The following is a 21,569-nucleotide window of genomic DNA, read 5'->3' as shown; positions in this document are numbered from 1 at the left end:
TTACCTCTATTTTTTTAAGAATTCCTTTGTCATCGAAATGTCTATTGGGAACGGTAGCGTATTAAGCAAATTTTCGATATTCTTGAGTATCTCGGGTATAACAGGAATTCTTTTAGTGAAATTTTTTTCGTTTAACGATATTTCGATTATTCTCTTTTCGCTAATTTTAATCTGGAGTGAAAAATATTTTCCTTTGTCTGTTAAATTCCATTCATAGCCTATTGGCGATAGCATCTGCGAAACGCACGCTTTTAAGCTGGAACTTGCCATTTCCTTAAGCTTGACTTTTTTTGCAAATTCAACTTTTTTAGTTTCGAGAGCGGCAAAATATGCGGGAAAATTGTTGATAAAATTCTCAATGTTCTTCATGGTCAGCGACAAATCACAAGTGTCGATCCTGTGAGTATATGGGTCAATTCCTTCGGTGCTAAAATGCATATGGTACAGCGAATCCGACAAAACGAATTCAATGGACGATGATGCGTCAAGCGTAAAGATAACCCTGATGCCACATATTTTATCGCCTTGCTGGAACATATCCCGTTGGAGCGCATTACCTTGACTTCTGCCCGACCTTACTATATTGCATTTGCATTCTGGAAAGCGGTTTTTCATCTCATTGTACGCGCAAAGAATCTCGCCTTCAGAAGGCGCACACCCACGCTCTCCAGAAACAAGAAGCCCGCAAACCAGTTTTTCCCAATACTTGCGGGCAAACTGTTCAAAACTTTCTTTTTTGATAATCTTGCTACTCATACGTTTATCCAACGTATAATATAGAACTCGTATGCGTCAAATATTGACGTATTTGAAAGTGTTAAGAATGTTCACCGGCATTGCTGCCGACTTCTTTTAACTTTAATTCTTGTATCAGCGTTTCTATGCGGCAGGGGGCATCATCGCCACGAAGCATATTCACCGGTTGAGTACGAGGGTTACGGTTTTCGTTTTTAAGGTTTTCCTGATACTTTTCGTTCGCGACCTTCCACTTGTCTAAAAAATTTTCAACGAATCTTTTGGCATCTGCGGTAAAGGCGTCGGTAACGATGTGGTAATACCTCCAAGGGGGACGATTCTTGATGTTGTGGATTTCTTGCTTGCAATGGGGGCAGAATGCCGATGCGTTGCTCATTCCCGAGCCGTGCGAACCTCCGAATCTGTAGATGTACGCTGTTGCGCCACAGCCGCACTCGACTTGGAACTGTTCTTCCTCCCAAATTTTCAGGAGTGAGGCTAGCCTCAAGTTTATTGTCACTCGGGCACTACCGAAATTCAGATCCTTCCTGGTCAACGCCTTGGCAAAACCCACGAAACCACTCAACGCGTAATGAACATCGATATTCGCATATCGGGGCGTCGCGAGAATTTTATCCTTGTGGCGAAGAATTAGGTCAAGTTCCTGGTACAGCAACTTGCGCTTACGATTTTGCCGCCTTTCGAGCCACTCGGAGTAAAACTTCTGCTCCGATTCCTCTTGGTTAACGGCATCCGTCACAAGTGAGACGCCTTTTTGCTGGCGTCTGCTGAACTGTGTGAACCCTTCTTTGATGGTTTGGGACATAAAAATCTCCTTTTTGCCGTTTTTGCATTTTGTGCGTGTTTTGGTATTGTGCATGTATTTGAATGTATGCATGATTATTATCGTGAAACAAGGAGATTTTGTAAAAAGATAGTCTTAGTTTTTTTTTGACAATCCTAATCATTCTTGTGAAAGAGCAGTCTATTCTTTAATAAAAGAATTAGATTACTTGTTAAATAATTAACAGAACTTAGAATGGATTCCTGCTTATGAACATCTTTAAGATTTTATCATCCAATGATGGATCATTAAAAGAGCCAAACGTTTCGTCTTTTTTGGCCTATCTATTGGATCCCAATGAAGACCATGGTTTAGGAGATTCCCTTTTAAAAAGTATTCTTTCCGACTTCGAATCTTTAAAGGATAAAGATTTTTCAGATTACGATGTGGAAGTAAATCCAGAATACAAAGTGGACATTGATGACAAAACAGATAAAGAATCGAAGAAAAAACATCGAGATATAGATATAGTCATTCTTTTTTGGAAAAAAGAAAAAAAATCAAAAACTGAACAAAAAAACAAGCTCAATGCTCCCGAATTAATTTTATGTCTCGAAAACAAAATCAAGGATGCGTCTATTGAAAAAAATCAACTAAATGATGAATCAATAGGAATAACAAAACAGTTTCAAAAGGGGACTGATATATACTTTTGTTATCTAACACTCCAAAAAACAGAAGCTTCAGATAACGTTTTTGAAAATTTTGTTTATGACCAACAAAGAAAAATTCATCTGTATTGGAAAAATGACAATACCAATGAAAAAAATTCAATATTAGAAAAAATCCTTGCTATTTTGGAGCTGGAACGCAATGGCGAAATAGATCCCATATCTGAAGAATCCATATTCCTTTTAAAATCATTCATTGGTTTTATTCGAGCCAATTTTAGCAGTTTTATCGAAAAGAAAAATGCCAATCATGAACGCAGAATATACGGTAAACCCGTTATTGATTTTTTCCGAGATTTCTATAATAAAATGGAGATAAATAAAGATTATAGTGATAAAGAAATCAAAAAATCCATAAAGGAAGCAATATTCAAAGAATCTGGAGTAGAGCCAAACTCAGGAACGATTCAATGCCATTTATATCAGACAACTGTGAATGACGACAATCGATTGCATTATTCTGTAAGTGAAAAGAACCATAAGGACAGGGATTTTTTCTATATGATAAATCCAAAATCCAAAAATAAAGTCCTGCGAAAGTACATTTCAGGTATGCCCGAAATTGAAGTAAAATTCAATAAATAACTGTCACGAGTATTGCTTCAACGATTCGCTTGGAGCTGTCGCTGAACAAATGATTTTGTTTAAACTTTTTTTATACGTAAGAAATACTGCAGGATTCTAGTGTATTCGGTCTTTTACAAAAATTACTCGCCGTAATTTTCAAGCAGGTATTTAGCGTAGTCCCTGAGACTATTCCGCAGTGACGCTGGCTTTATGACGCGGGCGGCTGTCGTGTAAGATGTAATCCAGTTTACTAAGAGCTGGTTGACATCCGCTTTCATTGTCACCAAGATTTTGGCATTGCGCAATACTCGCATGTGCATGGATTGGTTGAACTTATTTTCCATAAGGTAGTTGCGTACCCGCCATTCAAATTCGATTTCGATATCTTCGAGATGCGGTTCCTGTTCGCTCATGAACGCAGCTCCCGATGCGACTTGTCTACGCAATTTGTCTATGACTTTTGGATTTTCGACAAACGTTTCCTTTGAAAGCTTGACTTGGAGAATTCGGCGGAATTTCAGCGTGTAGGTGGCGCCCTTGACTTTTTCTGATTCGCAGGCCACATAAATTTCGTTTTGATAGACGATAATCATCAAGGGAATGCGCGTAGATTTTCTTTCGGACGTAGAAGGACCCATAAACGTCGTCGCGCCCATATAAAAAACATCTATTTTGCGGTGCTCGTGAATTGCTTGAAGAATGATTCGCAGTTTTTCGCTGGAGTCTTCCTCGAAATCTGGCGGCGTACCCATGAACAAAATCTTCGAGTTGAGTTCGTCACCGAGATGTCTGAGTGTTTTTTGTTCGCTGTTCGGCAGGCTTTTTTCGATGCGTTCCAAAAGCTGTGTAATGGTTTCGCTTGTCGCTGGGTAAATATTCGCGATGCGCTTGAGGAACACGAAGTGGAGCATCGTGTTTTCGAAATTCGGGAACAGGAGCCTTTCTGCATTGCGGAGCGCCGAGGTGTAATACGACGTGCGTCCAACAGTATCGACGGCGATGTAGCGACCACCATCCATCTCCGAAAGGAATCGCATGTCGCGCTGCACATTGCGGCGTTCTTCTGCGGGTATGTTGAACGATTCCATCAAATCGTTGATAGTGAATTTCTTTTCCGGGTTAGAAATCACTTTTGCAAAAAGTTGCACCGTTCGTTCGCCACGCGTCATGTCCGCCATAAAAACTCCTGAGGTTGTTCAATTCAAAATATAATCAAAATGGAAAGCTCAGGAAAATGTACATCCCGTGTGCGACAAATGCGGTCGCATGAGGGAGGGCAAAAAAAACAGGTGCTCCGCTTGGAACACCTGTTTGAAGTCTTGGATTCTTCGACTTCGCGTGCGAGCTTATTCTCTGCGTTTCAGCTTACTTATAAAGCAGTGCGAAAATCATGCCCGGACGGAAGTACTTACCAGCGGTGTACTTCAATGCCGTGCTGTGGAGGAGCGTGAAGAGCTCGTTCACATCGACCTTGTTGCTCTTGGCAATGGCGCCGAAAGCCTTCGTGAAGGCGGCGAGATTGCGCGGGAGCTTCGGGCTGATGCGGGAGTCGGCGAGGAGTGCGCCCTTCTTCAAAAGTTCCTTGTGCATCTTGTCGGCGGCAGTTGCGCTGAGGCCGAACTTTGCAACGAGTGCTTCCGGGTGGAGGCGGCAAGAGCCGTTGAATCCTTCCGGTGCTGCAAACGGAACGCGTGCTTCGTCATAGAGGTTTCCGATCATGGAATCGGCGAGCACGGAGGCTTCCTTTTCCAAACCGTGGAACATCATGGCGGTCATGATGCTGTACTGAATGCCAATCCAAACGTCGTGAGCCTGGAAGTTGAATTCGTCGAGCGGAGAACCGTCCTTACGAACAAGGTTTGCGGCACCGATGAGCGGGCTGTTGGCCTTATAGTTCGTATTGAAAATTCTGAGCAAGTTAGACTTTGCCTTAGCGCTGTCGGTAATCGGTTCGAGGTCGAGCAAGCGGAGGTAAGTGTCTGCAAGCATCGTATCGGCGAACACGTCGTCGCAGTCGTTCGCAATCTTTGCTTCCCAGCTCTTGGTGAAGGCTTCCTTGCATTGTGCCGTAATCCAAGCCTTCTTGAGGCCGCGGAGTTCGTTCTTGGAAAGGTCTTCGCCGTCCGGGATTTCGCCTGCGCAGAGCCATTCATTGATGGCCTTCACGCCAGCGTTCGGATCTTCCGGGAGTTCCAGAGAAACCTTCACAGCTTCGCGGAGTTCGGCGTACTTTTCGACGTTCAAGTCCTTCATTTCCATCGGGGTCACGAAGAAGCGGAAGTAGCCTTCGTTTTCGTCCCACAGAGATTCCGTGAATTCCTTGTTGGCGGCTTCAGACTTTGCGTTCCACTTGGCGGCCTGATCGTTATCGCCGAGGAGTTCTGCAATCTTGGCGGCAGCGCGGAGGCCTGCAATCCAGAGGGAACCGCAGTAAACGGAGATGCCGTAGCTGCAGAGGTTGTCGAACGTGTCGTCCGTACCGTGCGTGAGCGGGAAGTTTTCGCCCGGGTTCACCATCTTTTCGAGGTATTCCATGGCGGCGTAAACAGCTTCCTTGCAATCGGCGAGGCACTGCATGTCCTTCGTCTTGTGGTAGTGACGGTAGACCATGAGCACGTATTTCGGAGCGAGGTCCTTCCATTCCTTAACATTGTGCCAGTCGTAGGCATCCGGTTCGGCGTCGAAGGGGCTACCGAGGTCGTGAATCACGGCACCACGCACAGCACGCGGGCCTTCGAGCTTCGGGTCCGGGAGGTCGGCGTAGGGGAGGTTCACAAATTCGTGGTGACGGCGACGATTTTCGTTCACGGCGAGGATGGCATCGCCAAAGCGCTTCATCACAACGCCATCGAGGCGCGGCATGAGGGCGAGCAAGCTAAAGCTGCCGTAGAAGTAAACGTCGAGAGAGTTGAAGAACGGATAGTCGGCGCATTCGCGGACGAGGAAACGGTCTTCCTTGTCCCACACGGTTGCTTCAGCGAGGAAGCTGAGCGTGTTGATGGCGAGGCTCTTGAATTCAGCCTGCTTGGCGGCGGTCTTGTAGAGCTTTGCAACCGGCTTCTTCGGAACAAGGTTTTCAAATGCCTTGAGGCGATCGTCAAAAGTCTTGTCGGCAGCGAGAGCTTCCGTGAGGAGTGCGACCACGCGGCCGTATGCTTCCGGGTAGAATGCGGTGTACTTCTTGGCGGAGGTGAGCTTGTTCAGCTTGATTTCCGGGAAGTCGAGCACCATGTTGAACTGGAAACTGACCTTCTGCTTCGGCTTGAGGACTGCAGTAACGGCGATGGCGCCGGCAATCGTTTCACGACCGCTGTAGACGTTCTTGACCCAGGAGTTGGCAACGCGACCGCTTTGGAGAGCTGCCTTCAAGACGGACTTGGCGTCATCCTGGTAGAACATCGGCTTCACGGAAACGTTGAGGTTGTCCTTCTTGTTCCAAGCTACGCTCACGCCCATGCAACCGTTGAAGTCGCTTTCGACGAGAGCCTTTTCGTTATAAAATTCGATACCGCGAACAGAGCGGCCATCTTCGAGTTCCTTGTCGAACTGCACGCCCTTCGGGAAACGTGCTGCCGGAACGAGAACAAAGCTGGAGTCCTGAACGCCCTGGCGGTCCTTCTTGGCCATATAGCCCGTGATGCTGTCCTGAATCTGGACAATCGTCACTTCGCGGGTTTCCTTGGTGTTGTTTTCGAGTGTAAAGACGGTGGCGTTCACCGGGAGGCTGGAGAGGCGTTCGTCGCCCGGAGTCACATAGCTAGACTGCGTCTTGGTGATGGCGACACCCTTGCCTTCGTAAACGGTTTCGCTGACCGGATAGAGGGCGGTGTACTTCATCTTTGCGGCGTCATAACCCGGCTGGCCGAGGAATTCGCAGTCATTTGTCCAAGCAGCGGTGAGGGCGCCTTCGCGGGCTGCCTTTTCGCCAACCATGCCGTCGAAGAAATCGATGAGCACGGCGCGGTTGATGGCGGCGATGTCCTTGCCTGCGGCGATCAAAGCCTGGGTGCGGTCGCTGAACTGGATGTGCCAGCGTTCAAAAGCGGCCTTGTTCGTTTCGAAGAAAGTCTTGTCGGCGAGAACCTTGTTGAGCTTGGCTTCGGCCTTCTTCTGGTCTTTCATGTCGGCGTCGCCGAAAACGCGTGCGCCATTAGCGTCGAGGAGCGGGAAGTTGTTGTTGTAAATGCCGAATGCGGCGAAGTTGCCGATCACGAGCGCAGCCTTTGCGCTGAGGACAGCTTCCTTGAAGAAGAAGTTGTTGAAACGGAGGTCAGATGCCTTTTCGGTGCGAACCTGGACGCCCGGCATCACGTTCATCACGGGAGTCGTGCCTGCAGGTGTTGCGGTAAACGTAGAACCGATACCGCCCACGGCAATACCCGTGGTGGAAGGAGTTGTAGAAAGCGGGGTGTACCACGGCTGAATGAATTCCACAGCGAGACCCGGGGTCATCAGCTTCTGGACGGAGCCGGACATTTTTGCACCGGCAAGATATTCTTTAATGCTCATAATGAGGTCCGATATTTAAAGGTTTATACGGATGGAAAGATAGTAAATGAGTAGACGGTAGGAAGTAGGCAGTAGGCAGTAGACGGTGGGCTGAATTGTCATCCTGAGCGAAGGGCGTAGCCCGAAGTCGAAGGATCTAGTAAAGTCTTGTATTTTGCAGTCTTTTTACATGAAATGTTTTTGATTTGAATTATCTTTAGGGTATGACTAAGTTGATTGCACATATGCTCCCCGGCGTTTTCCTCATCGTCGTGTTTTCCCTGTTGAAAGCTTACGTTATCCCAGCTCACGTGACTTTTGAATCATGGTTTGTCTACGTCAACTTTTTAGTTTGGGTTGTCTGCATAACTGTCCCGTGTGTCATCTATTATCTCCGCACCCCGCCCGGAATCGACCACAAATAGTTATATTTGGCCCATGTTTAAAATTGGCGTCATGGCTTCCGGCGGTGGAAGCAACTTCAAAGCAATTATTGATCACATTGGCGAGGGTGACCTCGAAGCCCAGTGCAAGTTTTTGATTACGAACAACGCAGGCTGCGGTGCTGTGCATCATGCCGAAGAGTTCGGAATCCCGGTGCATCACATTTCGGGTAAGACTCATCCGGATCAGGCTGCATACGAAGCAGCCATGCTTGAAGTTCTCGACAAGTACGATGTGGACCTTTTGATTTTGGCGGGTTACATGAAGGCGCTCCCGCTTTGCATGCTCCAGCGTATGCCGGACCGCATTTTGAACATTCACCCGTCGCTGTTGCCGAAGTTTGGCGGTAAAGGTTTCTTTGGACATCACGTTCATGAGGCTGTGCTTGCTGCGCATGAAACGGAATCTGGCCCGACGGTGCATCTTGTGAGTGAAGAAATTGACCGCGGTCGCATTTTGGCGCAAACTAAGGTTCCTGTGATGCCGGACGATACGCCCGACACGCTTGCCGCCCGCGTGCTGGTGCAAGAACACGCTTTGTACTGGAAGACAATTAAGGAATACGCGGCCTCGCTGGGTCTATGAAATTCAAACTGCCCGCATTTTTAGAAAACATTGAATCCCCGGTAGAAGGGGAGGTGGCACTGCGCAAGTTCGCGGCTAATCCACTCGCTTTTGGCGGTGACTTGGATTTGTTTTCTGCGGGTGCGAATGGTGCGCGTTCTGAAAACGCGTCGTATGGTTCTGCAATTGTTGTGGGCATTGACGAAGTAGGCCGAGGACCGCTTGCGGGGCCTGTTGTGGCATGCGCTGCTGTGCTTAAGTCGCCCGATGCGCTCTTGACGCTGAACGATTCCAAAAAGCTTTCTCGCCCTAAGCGCGAAGCGATGTTTGATGCTGTGAAAGATGCTTGTGCATGCTACGCCATTGCAAGCGCTAGCGTCGAAGAAATTGACGAAATCAACATTCTCGAAGCGGATTTCTTGGCGATGCGCCGTGCCTTGCAAGCGCTAGGATTCCCGGACCTTAACGAAACGGCCCCCGAAATCCCCATCGAAGTCAAAGGCTCTTTTAATGCTGTCATGCCGGACTCCGTTCCGGCACCGCCTTCTTGTCCTAAAATCCTCATTGCTGTCGATGGCAATCTCAAAATCGACAAGATGCCGCAGAACATCCAGATGCCTATTGTTAAAGGCGATGGCCGCATTGCAAGTATCTCGGCTGCGTCAATCCTCGCGAAAGTCTTCCGTGATCGCTATATGGATAAATTAGAAGAACTTTATCCGGGTTATGGTTTTGACAAGCATGCCGGTTATGGCACTAAGGCTCACCTTGATGCCATCCGCCGCCAAGGCTTTACCCCCGCACACCGCAAAAGTTTCCATCCTAAAAGCTTGTAACAACTTTTAACTCGCGCTTTCTCGGCGCGTTTTTTTTTGCTGTTCGTACGTTTTGCAACAAAAAAAAAGAAGACCAGCCTTTCGGTTGGTCTTCTCTTCTGCGGGTGCCAGGACTCGAACCTGGAGCCTTTTGGTTCGTAGCCAAACGCTCTATCCAGTTGGGCTACATCCGCGTTTTGTTTTGTTGTCTTCTCTCGTCGACGGGCACAAATATAGAATAATCAGAAATAATGTCAAGGGTAAAAGGCAAAAAAAATGAATTTTTTTGAAAAAAGTTTCGAAAGTTCTGTTTTTGACCGTTATAACGGTCTTTTTGACTATTTGCACGTCTGAATTACCCCCATTTAACCCCTAATTACGTTTCCGTATAATTGAATAGATTGCCTCGTTTAGCTATTTTTGTCCCCAAACTTTTTTAGTGTGACTTAAAATGGATAAGTTCAAATCATTCATGAAGATTTTAGGCGCGGCCATTGTCAAATATGGTTCGATCGTTTGGCAGAAAATTTGGAGCTTGGTAAAGATTGCGTTTGCCAACAAGATTTTCCGCTGGTTCTTTATATTTATGTGCCCGATTTTCGTGGCGTTTATCGCTGCGCTGGCCGTCTATATCCATTACTCGCCGGAACTGCCGTCGCTTTCGCAGCTCGAGCAGATCAATCCGCGACTCGTGACGAACATTTACGACAAGGATGGTCAAATTGCGCATGAATACTTCGTGGAACGCCGCGAGTGGACATCCATTGACTCAATCCCTGTGAATGCGATTCATGCGGTGATGGCGACCGAAGACCGAGCTTTCTACAAGCACTGGGGCATGAACGTTTGGGCGATTCCGTCTGCGCTTCTTGAAAGTGCCATCTCGGGCAACAAGCTCCGCGGTGCATCGACTTTGACGCAGCAGCTCACCAAGCTCTTGTTCCTCACGCCGGAACGCTCGCTTTCTCGTAAGATCAAGGAAATGATGACGGCTATCCGCATCGAACAGACTTACACGAAGGAAGAAATTCTCGAATTCTACATGAACGAAGTTTACCTTGCTGGCGGTAACTACGGTTTCCAGGCGGCAGGCAAGTACTATTTCGGCAAGCCTCTCGATAGCCTTTCTATCCCGGAATACGCTGTGCTCGCTGGTATGTTGCAGCGCCCTGAAACGTACCGTCCGGACCGTCATCCGAAGGCTTCCAAGCGCCGTCGTAATACGGTGCTCTATGCGATGCGCGATGCCGGCTATATCACGAACGAGGAATACCGCAAGTATATTGAAGAGCCGATTGTGCTCGCCAAGAAAGAAGATGTGACCGGAACGGGCCTTTATTTCTTCGAAGAAATACGCAAGTATATGGAGAAGAAGTACGGTGAAAATTCGCTCTATGCCGATGGCGTGTCTGTCTACAGTACGATTGACCCGGAAATCCAGGCGTTCCTTGACAGTGTCGCCTATGCACAGGTTGAACGTGTCCGTCGCCGCATCAAGTATCGCGCTACTCGCAGACTCCAGCTCACCAAGAAGTACGACATGCCAGAAGACAGCGTTGTTGCGCACTTCGATAGCGTCTATACGCTTTTCAAGAAGGAATACCTTTCTGCTGATACGGTCCGCAACAAGCGTGGCCAGTTTGCTCGCTTCCCGGACAGTATCCGTTACCATCACGCCGAAGTGGCTGCAATTATTATTGAAAATGAAACCGGTGCTATCCGCGCTATGGTGGGTGGTAGTGACTTCAACAAGTCCAAGTGGAACCGTGCTGTGCAGTCCTTGCGCCAGCCGGGTTCTTCGTTCAAGCCGATCGTCTATTCGACCGCCATGGACAATGGTGCAAGCCCCTGCGACTCTGTGAACGACCAACCGGTGACGATTCCGGATCCGGATGACAAGAACCCGAACAAGGTTTGGCGCCCGGGTAACTTCGAACATGACTTCGAAGGCATGATGACGCTCCGTCGCGCTCTGTACAAGTCCAAGAACCTTCCTGCTATTTTGACCGGTATGAAATACGGTCTCAGCAACGTGGTGAACTACGCTCGCAAGTTCGGCATCAAGCGCGCTCCGTTGCAGGCGGTCCCGAGCTTGGCTCTCGGTTCCGTGGGTGCAACGCTTATGGAAATGACGTCTGCTTACACGGTGTTCCCGAACGGTGGTAACCGCATCGAGCCGTACATGATTGAATCCATCGTGGACCGCAATGGTGAAGTGGTGGAGAAGAATTCCAAGGTCGAACACGAAGTCTTGCGCCCGGCATCGGCTTACTTGATGGTCGATATGCTCAAGGACGTGAACGTTCGCGGTACGGCTGGCCGTGTGTGGGCTTCTGGTTTCCGCCACCCGAGCGGTGGTAAGACGGGTACGACGAACGATTACACGGATACGTGGTATATCGGCTTCACGAAGCAGTACACGATGGGCGTGTGGGTCGGTTCCGATACGCCGGGGACCATGGGTGCCGGTCATACGGGTACCGAAGACGCTCTCCCGATCTGGATGGCGACGATGGCCAAGTTGCACAAGGATTTGCCGAAGCTCCCGTTCCCGGTTCCGCCTGGCGTGATTAGCCGTGGCATCTGCAACCACACTGGCCTTATTGCTGGTGAGTTCTGCTCTGAAAAGACTTACTGCCTCTACACGGCGGGCTACGGCCCGACGGAACGTTGCGATGGCAACCATTTCTCGTCGCAGACAAAGTCTGCTGATAACGCAACGTTGTTCAGCAACAAGAGCGTTGTCGAGAACAACCGCTACGAAGCCCCGCAGCCCAAGAAGAAAGGCAAGGGCAAGGACGCCGCTCCGCCGCCTAAGCGCAATACGAGAAAGATGTTCTAATGATGGTTTTTAGTCATTAGTCTTTGGTTATTAGTTTTTAGATAATATTTAAAGGAGCCTGCGCGGCTCCTTTTTTTCGTGTAGTCGTGCTTTGTTTCTTCATTTTTACTTATTTTATAAGTATGAATTTAAAGCATGCTCTTTTCCCGCTATTCTGTTCTTTGTTTGCCCTAGTCTCTACAGGGTGTATCAATACGCATTTCCAAAAGTTGCACACGACGGCATCGGAAGCGCCCGAAGTCCATGGAGGAAATACTTCTCTGCAACCTCATTCCGCTTCGTGGCGTGTTACTGGCAAAATTAACAGCGCTACGCGAAAAGACGTAGAGATTACTCCTCAAGTTTCTAAGTCCAGAGATAAGTCAAAAGAAGGGGTCGAAGCGGATTGGCTTTATAAAATGGGCGGTGTCGAGTTTACTGGCAAAGCGGATTTCCTGTACAAGGCTAATGGCGCCATTTTGGGCACGGGTGTAGGGTACAATAATGGTATATACCATCACTTCTTATTTGGTGCAAACTTTTCGCATGTTGAATATGGGTTATTCATAGGACTTTACCACCACTACTCCGATGTCGAATATGAGGGTGAACATTGCGAACTCTTTATCTTTAGCGATGATAAATGTGATTCGTTTTCGAATGAAAGTCATGGCCTTTATACGACTGTATTTGGCGGTGGATTTGCCGGCTTGATACTTGGCGATTTCTTTTTAAACTATAGCTTGAGCATCTACGTGCCGAGTCCTACTATTGAAGACTCGAGTCCGGGACTTTCTGGAATTTATTCGAACTATTTTACGATGGGGTACAGGTTCCATTTTGTTGAATTGAGTGCGGGTCTAGTAGCGACGTTTATTGACGAAGGTTTTGTGAATTACGGCTTTACTGGCGGTTTAACGTTCTATTTGAACTAAGCGAATTTATTGAGCAAAAAAAATCCCGACTCTGCAGAGTCGGGATTTTTAGTGGAGTTAGAATATGAAATTCTAGCAGCCTAGATGCGCGCTGTTCGCGCGCACTTGGCGGTTGATTACATCATGCCGCCCATGCCCATGGACGGATCCATAGCCGGAGCTGCCGGAGCCTTCGGTTCCTTCTTTTCGGTAATCACGCAGTCTGTCGTGAGGATCATCGAAGCGATGGAGGAGGCGTTCTTGAGAGCCGTGCGGGTTACCTTAGCCGGGTCAATCACACCAGCCTTGATGAGGTCTTCGTAAGTGTCCGTCTTGGCGTTGTAGCCAAAGCCGTCCTTGCCTTCCTTGACCTTGTTCACAACCACAGAGCCTTCGAGGCCAGCGTTCTGGACGATCTGGCGGAGCGGTTCTTCGATAGCGCGGCGGATGATTGCAGCACCAGTCTTCTGGTCGGCATTGTCGAACTTGAGAGCGTCGATAGCCTTTTCTGCGCGGATGAGAGCAACGCCACCACCCGGAACGATACCTTCTTCGACAGCAGCACGAGTTGCGTGCATAGCGTCGTCGACGCGGTCCTTCTTTTCCTTCATTTCAACTTCGGTAGCAGCACCGACCTTGATCACAGCAACGCCACCGGCGAGCTTTGCCAAGCGTTCCTGGAGCTTTTCACGGTCGTAGTCGCTAGTGGTAGCTTCGATCTGCTTCTTGATCTGAGCGATACGGCCCTTGATAGAAGCGGCGTCGCCAGCACCTTCGACGATCGTGGTGTTGTCCTTCGTGATGGTGATGGACTTTGCCTTACCGAGAACGGTCACCGGAGCATCTTCGAGCTTAGCACCCGTGTCTTCGGAGACGAGCATACCGCCAGTGAGGATTGCGATATCTTCGAGCATCGCCTTACGACGGTCGCCAAAGCCCGGAGCCTTAACGGCAGCAACCTTCAAAGTGCCGCGCATCTTGTTCACAACGAGCGTTGCGAGAGCTTCGCCATCGACGTCTTCGGCGATGATGAGGAGAGACTTGCCCTGCTTAGCAACATGTTCGAGCATCGGGAGCAAATCCTTCATGGTAGAAATCTTCTTGTCGTACAGGAGAATGTACGGATTTTCGAGAGCGACTTCCATGCTGTCCGTGTTCGTAACGAAGTACGGAGAGAGGTAGCCACGGTCGAACTGCATACCTTCGACAACGTCGAGGACGGTTTCAGCAGTCTTGGATTCTTCGATGGTGATGACGCCATCGTTACCGACCTTTTCCATAGCGTTGGCGAGGAGTTCGCCAATTTCCGGGTCGTTGTTAGCAGAAATCGTTGCGACCTGGGCGATGTGTTCCTTGCCGTTGATCTTGACGGCCATCTTGCCGACTTCCTTAATCACAGCTTCGACTGCAGCGTCCATACCGCGCTTGATGTCCATCGGGTTTGCACCGGCAGCGACGTTCTTGAGGCCTTCGCGAGTGATTGCCTGTGCGAGAACGGTTGCAGTCGTGGTACCGTCACCAGCAGCGTCAGAAGTCTTGTTAGCGACTTCCTTAGCCATCTGAGCACCGAGATTTTCGTATGCGTCTTCGAGTTCGACTTCCTTAGCGACAGAAACGCCGTCCTTAGTGACGTTCGGGGCGCCGAAAGAACGTGCGATCATGACGTTACGGCCCTTAGGACCGAGAGTGACCTTAACTGCATTGGCGAGCTTGTCAACGCCCTTCATGAGGGATTCGCGAGCTGCTACATCAAACTTCAATTGCTTTGCCATTTTTGATTTTCCTTTTTTAAATTCTTTTTGTATTAGAGCGTTGCGATAACGTCGGATTCCTTGACGATGAGGTAGTTTTCGCCATCGACATTGACTTCTGTACCGCTGTACTTGCCATAAAGCACCACGTCGCCAACCTTGACTTCCATAGCGACGAGTTCGCCCTTGTCGTTCTTGCGACCCGGACCTACGGCCACGACCTTACCCTGCATCGGCTTTTCCTTTGCATTATCCGGAATGAAGAGACCGGAGGAGGTCTTCTGTTCAGCTTCTGCCGGCTTGACAACGATTCGATCTGCTAAAGGCTTGATCATCTTACTTATCCTCTTTTGGGCAGTGCCCAGTTAAATTGGTTGGTCCGACTGGATGTTGGAGTTGTTCCAAATTGGACCATATTTTCGTTTCGACCCTTTTAAAGCAATTTCCGTGCCAAATCATAAATAAACCAATCTTAGCTAGGTTTATGTGTTGACTTTGCTATGTATGTTTAATTTTGAAACTTGTCCGCTCGTGCTAGTCCTCTATTGCTAAAAAGAGTGTTTCAATGTGAAATCGATCAACATGTGATATAAAAGTGGTACAAAATAACGATAAAAGACAAAATAAGTTGCTTTTTTATTACATTTTTTTTATCTTTTGCCTCACTTGTGGGTGTTTTGCTACACTATAATAAAAAGGGTTTTTGAATGAAAATAGTCCTCCCTGTTGCTGGAAACGGTGTCCGTCTCCGCCCATATACAGAAAATGTGCCTAAGTGCTTGCTTCCTGTTGCTGGTAAGACAATCTTGGATTGGATCGTCGAAGATACCATGTTCTTGAAACCTTCTGAAACGGTTTTCATTACGGGGTATAAAGCTTCGGTTGTGGACGAATTCTTGAAGCAGAGACCGGAATGGGGCGCTGTCCGTACGGTGGTTCAGTCCAATCCTCAGGGCTTAGGTGAAGCTATTAGTCTTGCGCTCCCGTATGTCAGTGATGACGAACCGCTTTTGATTATCCTCGGTGATACTCTGTTCGAAGCCGACCTTTCCATTTTGAAAAATGAGAATGAAAACGTTCTCTACACGTTCAAGGTTGAAGACCCGAAGCGTTTCGGTGTCGCTGTTACGGACAAGGATGGTCATATCGAACGCCTTGTCGAAAAACCGCAGGAATTTGTTTCGGACGAAGCTATTGTCGGTATTTATTATATCAAGGACGTCAAGGCTCTCAAGGAGGCTTTGAACTACCTCATGCAGAACGACATTCGCACGAAGGGTGAGTATCAATTGACGGATGCTCTTGAACGCATGATCCAGCACGGTTGCAAGTTCCACACGGCTCCGGTCGAAAAGTGGTTGGACTGTGGTCTTGTCGAAACGCTGCTTGCAACAAATGCTCACGTGTTGCAGCGCAATGAAAAATCTGCACCGAAGGCTTTTGAAGGTTCCGAAGTGATTATGCCTTGCCATATTGGCGAGAACGTGGTCATCAAGAATTCCAAGGTTGGTCCTAACGTGTCGGTAGGCGATGGCTGCGTGATTGAAAACTCCGAAGTTAGCGATGCTATCCTTTGGGCAGGCGTGAAGGTTGCAAACCAGAAAGTTGCGGACGCTGTGATTCACCAGTAATTTTTGAAGGGTGTAGCGCAGAAAAGCGCGGCACTCTTGATGCGTATTAAAAAAGGACATCGCTTAGCGATGTCCTTTTTGCTTTATTGCACGTCTACATTGACTTTATACATCGGCTTGTCCTTGTAGCCGCGGAGCGCGTCTCTCGGTGCCGTGATGACCTTCAGGTTCTTCTTTGTGACTCCCGGCTGTGCGCGCAAGACCTTGAGGAGGTCTGCGTTGCGCTTTGTTGCCATTTGCGGGAGAACCTTCATCATGTAGTTCTTGTCGATTTCAGCGGAGTGTTCCTTGACGTAGGCTTGGAACTCCTTGTCCTTATCCTTGATTTCTTCGATGGCCCTGTAGTCGAGCTCGTTCAGTTGAGTCTTGTTATTCTTTTGTTTGTAGAAGTCAATCTTGAGCTGCTTGACCTTGTATTCCTTGGCGGTCTTTCTCGGGTTGTAATACTGCGTGAACGTCAGCATTAACTTCGGATCCTTCTGGAGCATTTCCGTCATCTTGATTGCTTTCGCGTACTGTTCGCTAGTGAACGTTTCGGTGTTGGCGTCAATCAGCACTTCGTTGTTCTTGCCGAGGTCAAAGCCGAGGGCGTTGGCGCCTGCCATGGCGAGGTTTCCGACGAGTCTGAACGGAGAGATGGCTACCTTCACGAGCAGGTTCACGACGGTCTTCCAAATAATCTTGCCGTAAGAGAATTCCGGGTCATCCAAATTGCCCTTGACCGGTACATCGAATTGAATCTTGTCATCCTTGTCCTTCAAGATGTAGAGACCAATCTTCATCGGGACGGTGTATTCCGGATCAATGTCGTCTACCTTGTCACCGACGGTGATGTTGTAAATGTCGATAGTGTTCTTGCTGTCGAGGTTGCGGTCTACAATCTTGTTTTCGCTAGCGAAAGCGAGCGTGCCTGCCTTGAGCGGGTAGGCGGTGTAGTGCAACGAGTAATTCGAGAAGTGCTTAAGTACGAGGTTCTTGATGCTGATGTAGATGTCCATCGTCTTGAGGTTGCTGAGTGCACCATGGTACTTGAGCGAGAGGCTACCGCCTTCGGGGAATGCTGCGGAAACGGTCACGTCGCAAGGCGTGTCGTAGTTGATGTTCTGACCGCTAACGGTAATGGCGCTCACCTTGTAATTGAACGGGCGGATGATGGTGTGGTCCGTTGCAGTTACGACGGTATTCTTGACGAGGAGCTTGTTGATCTTGGCTTTGAGTTTCTTTGCGGCGGCAGGCTTTTCTGCGGCGGCTGTGCTAGTTGTATCTGCGGCGACCTTTGTCGTGTCAGCGGATTCTTGTTTGGCGTTTTCTGCTGTTTCTGCGACCGGTTCTGCAGGCGTAGATTCGGCTGCGGTTGAATCAGTTGCGCTTTCTTCGACTTTGCCCTTCGGGGAGAGGAGAATATCAAAATTGTTTTTGCCGTTCTTGAACAAGTCGATATGGGCAAATGCGCCATCTACGATGACGGAGTCGATGAGGAATTCGTTATCTACGATGTTTGCCTTATTGATGCCGACCGTGACGTTTTCTGCGCCGAGCTTGCTTCCGCTGACTTCGGTGAGGTCAATCTTGTCAAGCGAAACCTTGCCCTTGACGTTCGAGGCGAGGATGCTGTTGATGTTTCCGCTGATAGCGATGTTGGCGGAGAGGTAACCGGAGAAGTCCTTGTAGTTGATGGAATCGTTCAGGTACGGCTTGATGCAGCTGAGGGCAAAACGGTTCAGGTTCAGGAAAATATTGAAGTCGTATGTTGCCATGTTGGCGTCGACCTTGACGCTGAGGTCACCGCCGTCTGCGAACTTGAGGCTCACGTCGACACCGGTCGAGTTGTCTTCGAGGTAAATGGCGGGGATGTTAATCGAGAAATCCTTGAGGTGGAACTTGGAGCCGACCTTGGTGTCCTGATATATAATATTGCCTTTGTCGAATACAATGTTACGGAGGCTGAGCTTGACGGGGAGGCCTGCTGCAATTTCTGCCGCGCTCTTGCTGCTGTCCGATTCGACTTTCTTTTCTTCGGGGTGCTCGGCGTAGTAGAGGCTATCCTTTTGGGCTAGAAAATCCAGAATGTCGCTAAAGTTGAAGCGCTCGCCATGCTGTTTGACTCGAACGTAAAGCGCCTTCATGTAGATGTCGCTGATGTCGAGCGTTCTCGTGAAGAGCTTTAGCGGGTTGATGTTCATGCTGAACTTGTCGAACGCGACAAAGCGGGTCTTGTCGTCCGCTTCCATGACCGCGAGCGTATCTACGTCCAAAACGTAGGTGAACGGGTTCAGGCTGATGTCCTTGATGGTGATGCTTCGGCCAATCATTTCCTTGGAGTGCTCTTCGATGTAGCTACGTGCAATCTTGGGCGCTATGAGTAGTGTGACGAAGTAGAGGAGGATCAGAGATCCTAATACAATGAGGGTAATTTTGAGTGGCTTTTTCATAGTATAAAATCTAAATATAATTGTGACGAAAATGTTATGTTCCCTAAGGTAAACACGTCTGTCGCGATTTGTTTTCCGTCTTTGTCCGAAAAAAGTTATTCTTAGGGTATGAACGCGAAAATCCATTATTGTCATCCCGGTTACGTTCCCTCGGCTTCCAAGACTTTTTTGGTCGCCTTTTCGGAGGACGTTTCTTTGCCTTCGGTCAAGTTCAAAATTTTGGACAGCGATTCTCGCGAAGTCTATAAGGGCGAGACTGAAAAAATTTCCCGTTGCGCATATACGGGCGAGTGTTTGTACAAAGGCTTTTTTACGGCTGTAACGGCACCGGGGCGATATCAGATTGTCCTGGAAGACTTTGATGTGAAGTCACATTTATTTGAAGTCTCGGATGAATGGCTCGTTCGCGAACTCAAGGCAAATATCAAGTCGTTCTATTACCAACGGAGCGGTGTCGAATTGCCGGAACGCTTGGCGGGGCTTTGGGCCCGCCCGGCGGCGCACTTGGATGATAAGCTGGAATTCCACCCGACGATGGAACGTGCTGGGCTTTGGAACGCTCATGGCGGCTGGTATGATGCAGGAGATTACGGCAAGTACATTGTGAATGGTGGGGTGAGCGTGGCGACGCTGATGCTTGGCTGCGAACTCATGCAGGCTCATTCTCAAAAGTCTTCGATTGTTGGTGGGGCGGCGTTCAAGGAAACGTACGAACTGCCGGTAAGCTTGCTTGATGAAATCCGTTTTGAACTGGAATTTTTCTTGCGCATGCAAGACGAAGATGGTGGCGTATTTTTCAAGGTAACGCCTTACCGTTGGGATGGCTTTGTGACTCCGTCGGAATCGGATGCTTCTCAAAAGCGCTACATTCTTGGCAAGTCTACATCTTCGGCTTTGAATTTTGCGGGCGCGCTTGCACAGGCGCATCACGTTTACGCAAATGTCGATAGCGAATTTGCAGAAAAATGTTTGTTTGCTAGTATCCGGGCTTTCCTTTGGGCTGAGAAAAATCCCGAAGTTGATTGGCCGCACAATACGGAAGGCAGCGGCGGCTATGGCGATTCTGATTTAGGCGATGACTTTTTCTGGGCGCGAGCCATGCTGTACCGCGAACTGAAAAATGTTGAAAGTATCGCTGATGTGGGCGTTGCCGGGATGCTTGAACGCCTGGAAAGTCAATTATTGGTGGATATGGATACGTACTTGCCGACGTACGGTTTGCAATGGCGTTCGACTCAGAACTTGGCTTGGTTTGCCTTGGCAACGACTGATTGCAAGTGGAAAGACCGTGCTCGAATGGCGTTCAAGTACACAGCCGATGAAATTATGCATTTGCAAAATGAAGACCCGTATGGACTTTCGATCCGCAAGTTTATTTGGGGGAGCAATGGCGATATTGCGAACCATGCGCTGACTTTGTATTTGGCGTATGAATGGCTTGATGAATTGAAGTATCGCAATGCGGCGATGGAACAAATTGAATTTATTTACGGCAAGAATCCTGTGGATGTTAGCTTTGTAACAGGCTCGGCGTGGAGTTCTCCGAAGTTCCCGCACCATCGCATTAGCCATTCCGATGGCGTTGATGAACCTGTGCCGGGACTTGTCGTTGGTGGCATTAACGAAGACCGCCAAGATACTCATCGAAATTCGCATTATTTGGGTGACGCTCGTGGCATGTCCTATGCTGACGAACAATGCTCTTTTGCGAGTAACGAAGTCGCTATCAACTGGAGTGCGCCCCTGACCGCCGCACTGTTGCTGCTAAGCGTTTAATTCACCGACTCACTGTCATGGGGCTTTGCCCCATCCAGTCAAGTCTTGTTGTAACACTAGATTTTACTGGGTTCTTCCACCTTCGGTGTCAGAATGACGTAATTGGGGTTGTCTTTCTCGTTATTTCTTGCCTTGCTTTGCTGGCGTCTTGTTAGGCGCTTTAGCATCAGTCTTCTTTTCCGTAGCCTTATCCTTCGGCGTTTCTTTAGCCGAGGCTTTGGGCGCGTCTTTAGGCGTTTCCTTGGCTTGAGCTTTTTCAGGAGCTTTTTCCTGGGCCTTGCTAGAATCTTTTGCTGATTCTTTGATCGTTGCTTTCACAGAATCCTTTACAGCTTCTTTTTCCGATTCTGTCTTTATCTTGTCTTCAATTTTCGGCAAGATTTTTTGCAAGTTGACGTTAGAACGGAATTCGCGTTTGTATTCTGCGTAGGATTTAATAGGCTTGTAATAAGAGGAATCGACTGCTTCAAGCGTGTCTGTGTTGAACAGGTCAAGGTATGAGGCAAAAAGTGCAGCCCAGCCACGGAGCCAGGTTTTGCGCGACTCGCGATTGCTGTACCAGCAGTTGGGATTGTATGTCACGTGATGGATGTCTTTGGTCACGTAAACAGGGCTGTTGCCCGAAAGTTTTTGGAAAATTCTCTTGACGCGATACGTAGATGCTGCATCAGTCAGCAGAAGAACTGTATCGATATTATGCTTTTTTAACCAGGGAATAATTGAGTAGGCTTCGCTAATGGTGGAGGGGTCGTTGTGCGGAACAAGGAAAACGGCGTTGCTATCAAATGCGCCGAGTTTCATGAAGTCTTCGGCGTAGAATTCGGAATTGCTGCGTTCTCGGTAGACACGGCGACCAAGGAGCAATACGGAATCGGCTTTGCCTTCTTTGACGAGATTTGCCGCATAATCGCTACGTTCAAGATCTGCGGTTTGTCCGTCGAGTACTGCAACCCATTTGACGTGGTCGACTTCATCATTTTGGACAAGCCAGTGACCGCTCTTTTCAAAAATGGCGTATGTGAGGACTGCAATAACAAATAAAATCAGCAGCGCTATGCCCACGCTGAAGTTCTTTTTCTTTCGATCGTTCTTGTCGGATTTGCGAATTATTGACAA

General features: G+C 48.5%; 16 protein-coding genes and 1 tRNA gene. 8 read left to right on the top strand and 9 right to left on the bottom strand.

The features are described 5' to 3' along the window. Positions 1-6: 6 nt before the first annotated feature. Entirely contained in the window at positions 7-756 is a 750-nt protein-coding gene (locus BUC30_RS09020) for a hypothetical protein (protein WP_073424523.1), read from the bottom strand. 61 nt (positions 757-817) lie between these two features. Continuing rightward, positions 818-1,561 (bottom strand): hypothetical protein, encoded by a 744-nt coding sequence (locus BUC30_RS09015; RefSeq protein ID WP_073424522.1) that lies wholly within the window; start codon positions 1,559-1,561, stop codon positions 818-820. A 227-nt stretch (positions 1,562-1,788) separates the two neighbouring features. Between BUC30_RS09015 and BUC30_RS09010 the strand changes: the two genes are divergently transcribed. Further along, entirely contained in the window at positions 1,789-2,835 is a 1,047-nt protein-coding gene (locus BUC30_RS09010; RefSeq protein WP_073424521.1) for a PD-(D/E)XK nuclease family protein, read from the top strand. 122 nt (positions 2,836-2,957) lie between these two features. Here the strand turns inward: BUC30_RS09010 and BUC30_RS09005 are convergent, their stop codons facing one another. Together BUC30_RS09005 and BUC30_RS09000 are read right to left on the bottom strand one after the other, a co-directional pair. After that, on the bottom strand, positions 2,958-3,995 hold the full coding sequence (locus BUC30_RS09005) for a helix-turn-helix transcriptional regulator (RefSeq protein WP_073424520.1): 1,038 nt from the start codon (positions 3,993-3,995) through the stop codon (positions 2,958-2,960). 187 nt (positions 3,996-4,182) lie between these two features. After that, entirely contained in the window at positions 4,183-7,326 is a 3,144-nt protein-coding gene (locus BUC30_RS09000) for a GH116 family glycosyl hydrolase (protein WP_073424519.1), read from the bottom strand. A 203-nt stretch (positions 7,327-7,529) separates the two neighbouring features. On the opposite strand from BUC30_RS09000, the gene BUC30_RS08995 reads away from it, so the two are divergent. From BUC30_RS08995 to BUC30_RS08985, 3 genes are read left to right on the top strand one after another with little or no spacing between them, the layout of a single operon-like run. Further along, on the top strand, positions 7,530-7,730 hold the full coding sequence (locus tag BUC30_RS08995; RefSeq protein ID WP_014547299.1) for a hypothetical protein: 201 nt from the start codon (positions 7,530-7,532) through the stop codon (positions 7,728-7,730). Between the two features lie 13 nt (positions 7,731-7,743). Continuing rightward, positions 7,744-8,334 (top strand): phosphoribosylglycinamide formyltransferase, encoded by a 591-nt coding sequence (gene purN / locus BUC30_RS08990; RefSeq protein ID WP_073424518.1) that lies wholly within the window; start codon positions 7,744-7,746, stop codon positions 8,332-8,334. Continuing rightward, a complete protein-coding gene (locus tag BUC30_RS08985; RefSeq protein WP_073424517.1) occupies positions 8,331-9,149 on the top strand; it encodes a ribonuclease HII in 819 nt (272 codons plus the stop codon). The genes purN and BUC30_RS08985 overlap by 4 nt, the downstream gene beginning before the upstream one ends. 99 nt (positions 9,150-9,248) lie before the next feature. Here BUC30_RS08985 and BUC30_RS08980 read toward each other — a convergent pair. Next, a tRNA-Arg gene (locus tag BUC30_RS08980) sits at positions 9,249-9,322 on the bottom strand. Between the two features lie 257 nt (positions 9,323-9,579). Between BUC30_RS08980 and BUC30_RS08975 the strand changes: the two genes are divergently transcribed. Together BUC30_RS08975 and BUC30_RS08970 are read left to right on the top strand one after the other, a co-directional pair. Next, positions 9,580-11,970: a penicillin-binding protein 1A gene (locus BUC30_RS08975; protein ID WP_073424516.1), complete on the top strand. Its 2,391-nt coding sequence runs from the start codon at positions 9,580-9,582 to the stop codon at positions 11,968-11,970. A gap of 122 nt (positions 11,971-12,092) precedes the next feature. Beyond that, positions 12,093-12,884, top strand: coding sequence for a hypothetical protein (locus tag BUC30_RS08970; RefSeq protein WP_139260817.1), 792 nt, complete (start codon positions 12,093-12,095; stop codon positions 12,882-12,884). Positions 12,885-13,000: 116 nt separating this feature from the next. On the opposite strand, the gene groL is transcribed toward BUC30_RS08970, so the two are convergent. Together groL and groES are read right to left on the bottom strand one after the other, a co-directional pair. After that, entirely contained in the window at positions 13,001-14,635 is a 1,635-nt protein-coding gene (groL, locus tag BUC30_RS08965; RefSeq protein ID WP_073424514.1) for a chaperonin GroEL, read from the bottom strand. 32 nt (positions 14,636-14,667) lie between these two features. Beyond that, on the bottom strand, positions 14,668-14,958 hold the full coding sequence (groES, locus tag BUC30_RS08960; protein WP_348536625.1) for a co-chaperone GroES: 291 nt from the start codon (positions 14,956-14,958) through the stop codon (positions 14,668-14,670). Positions 14,959-15,321: 363 nt separating this feature from the next. On the opposite strand from groES, the gene BUC30_RS08955 reads away from it, so the two are divergent. Beyond that, positions 15,322-16,245, top strand: coding sequence for a sugar nucleotidyltransferase (locus tag BUC30_RS08955; protein ID WP_073424512.1), 924 nt, complete (start codon positions 15,322-15,324; stop codon positions 16,243-16,245). An 83-nt stretch (positions 16,246-16,328) separates the two neighbouring features. Here BUC30_RS08955 and BUC30_RS08950 read toward each other — a convergent pair whose 3' ends face one another. Next, entirely contained in the window at positions 16,329-18,677 is a 2,349-nt protein-coding gene (locus BUC30_RS08950; RefSeq protein ID WP_073424511.1) for a DUF748 domain-containing protein, read from the bottom strand. 108 nt (positions 18,678-18,785) lie between these two features. Here BUC30_RS08950 and BUC30_RS08945 point away from each other — a divergent pair, with 108 nt between their 5' ends. Then, positions 18,786-20,453 (top strand): glycoside hydrolase family 9 protein, encoded by a 1,668-nt coding sequence (locus tag BUC30_RS08945; protein WP_073424510.1) that lies wholly within the window; start codon positions 18,786-18,788, stop codon positions 20,451-20,453. Positions 20,454-20,573: 120 nt separating this feature from the next. Here BUC30_RS08945 and BUC30_RS08940 read toward each other — a convergent pair whose 3' ends face one another. Further along, positions 20,574-21,569, bottom strand: a complete 996-nt coding sequence (locus tag BUC30_RS08940; protein ID WP_073424509.1) for a YdcF family protein — start codon at positions 21,567-21,569, stop codon at positions 20,574-20,576.

The sequence above is a fragment of the Fibrobacter sp. UWB7 genome (assembly GCF_900142945.1).
In the GTDB taxonomy this organism is placed as follows: Bacteria; Fibrobacterota; Fibrobacteria; order Fibrobacterales; family Fibrobacteraceae; genus Fibrobacter.
The sequence above is the reverse complement of the archived record's forward strand: the minus strand, read 5'-3'. Positions and strand labels throughout refer to the sequence as shown.

Coding starts and splice junctions, on each gene's coding strand:
- BUC30_RS09020 (WP_073424523.1), bottom strand. CDS start 756: ATGAGTAGCAAGATTATCAAAAAAGAAAGTTTTGAACAGTTTGCCCGC.
- BUC30_RS09015 (WP_073424522.1), bottom strand. CDS start 1,561: ATGTCCCAAACCATCAAAGAAGGGTTCACACAGTTCAGCAGACGCCAG.
- BUC30_RS09010 (WP_073424521.1), top strand. CDS start 1,789: ATGAACATCTTTAAGATTTTATCATCCAATGATGGATCATTAAAAGAG.
- BUC30_RS09005 (WP_073424520.1), bottom strand. CDS start 3,995: ATGGCGGACATGACGCGTGGCGAACGAACGGTGCAACTTTTTGCAAAA.
- BUC30_RS09000 (WP_073424519.1), bottom strand. CDS start 7,326: ATGAGCATTAAAGAATATCTTGCCGGTGCAAAAATGTCCGGCTCCGTC.
- BUC30_RS08995 (WP_014547299.1), top strand. CDS start 7,530: ATGACTAAGTTGATTGCACATATGCTCCCCGGCGTTTTCCTCATCGTC.
- purN (WP_073424518.1), top strand. CDS start 7,744: ATGTTTAAAATTGGCGTCATGGCTTCCGGCGGTGGAAGCAACTTCAAA.
- BUC30_RS08985 (WP_073424517.1), top strand. CDS start 8,331: ATGAAATTCAAACTGCCCGCATTTTTAGAAAACATTGAATCCCCGGTA.
- BUC30_RS08975 (WP_073424516.1), top strand. CDS start 9,580: ATGGATAAGTTCAAATCATTCATGAAGATTTTAGGCGCGGCCATTGTC.
- BUC30_RS08970 (WP_139260817.1), top strand. CDS start 12,093: ATGAATTTAAAGCATGCTCTTTTCCCGCTATTCTGTTCTTTGTTTGCC.
- groL (WP_073424514.1), bottom strand. CDS start 14,635: ATGGCAAAGCAATTGAAGTTTGATGTAGCAGCTCGCGAATCCCTCATG.
- BUC30_RS08955 (WP_073424512.1), top strand. CDS start 15,322: ATGAAAATAGTCCTCCCTGTTGCTGGAAACGGTGTCCGTCTCCGCCCA.
- BUC30_RS08950 (WP_073424511.1), bottom strand. CDS start 18,677: ATGAAAAAGCCACTCAAAATTACCCTCATTGTATTAGGATCTCTGATC.
- BUC30_RS08945 (WP_073424510.1), top strand. CDS start 18,786: ATGAACGCGAAAATCCATTATTGTCATCCCGGTTACGTTCCCTCGGCT.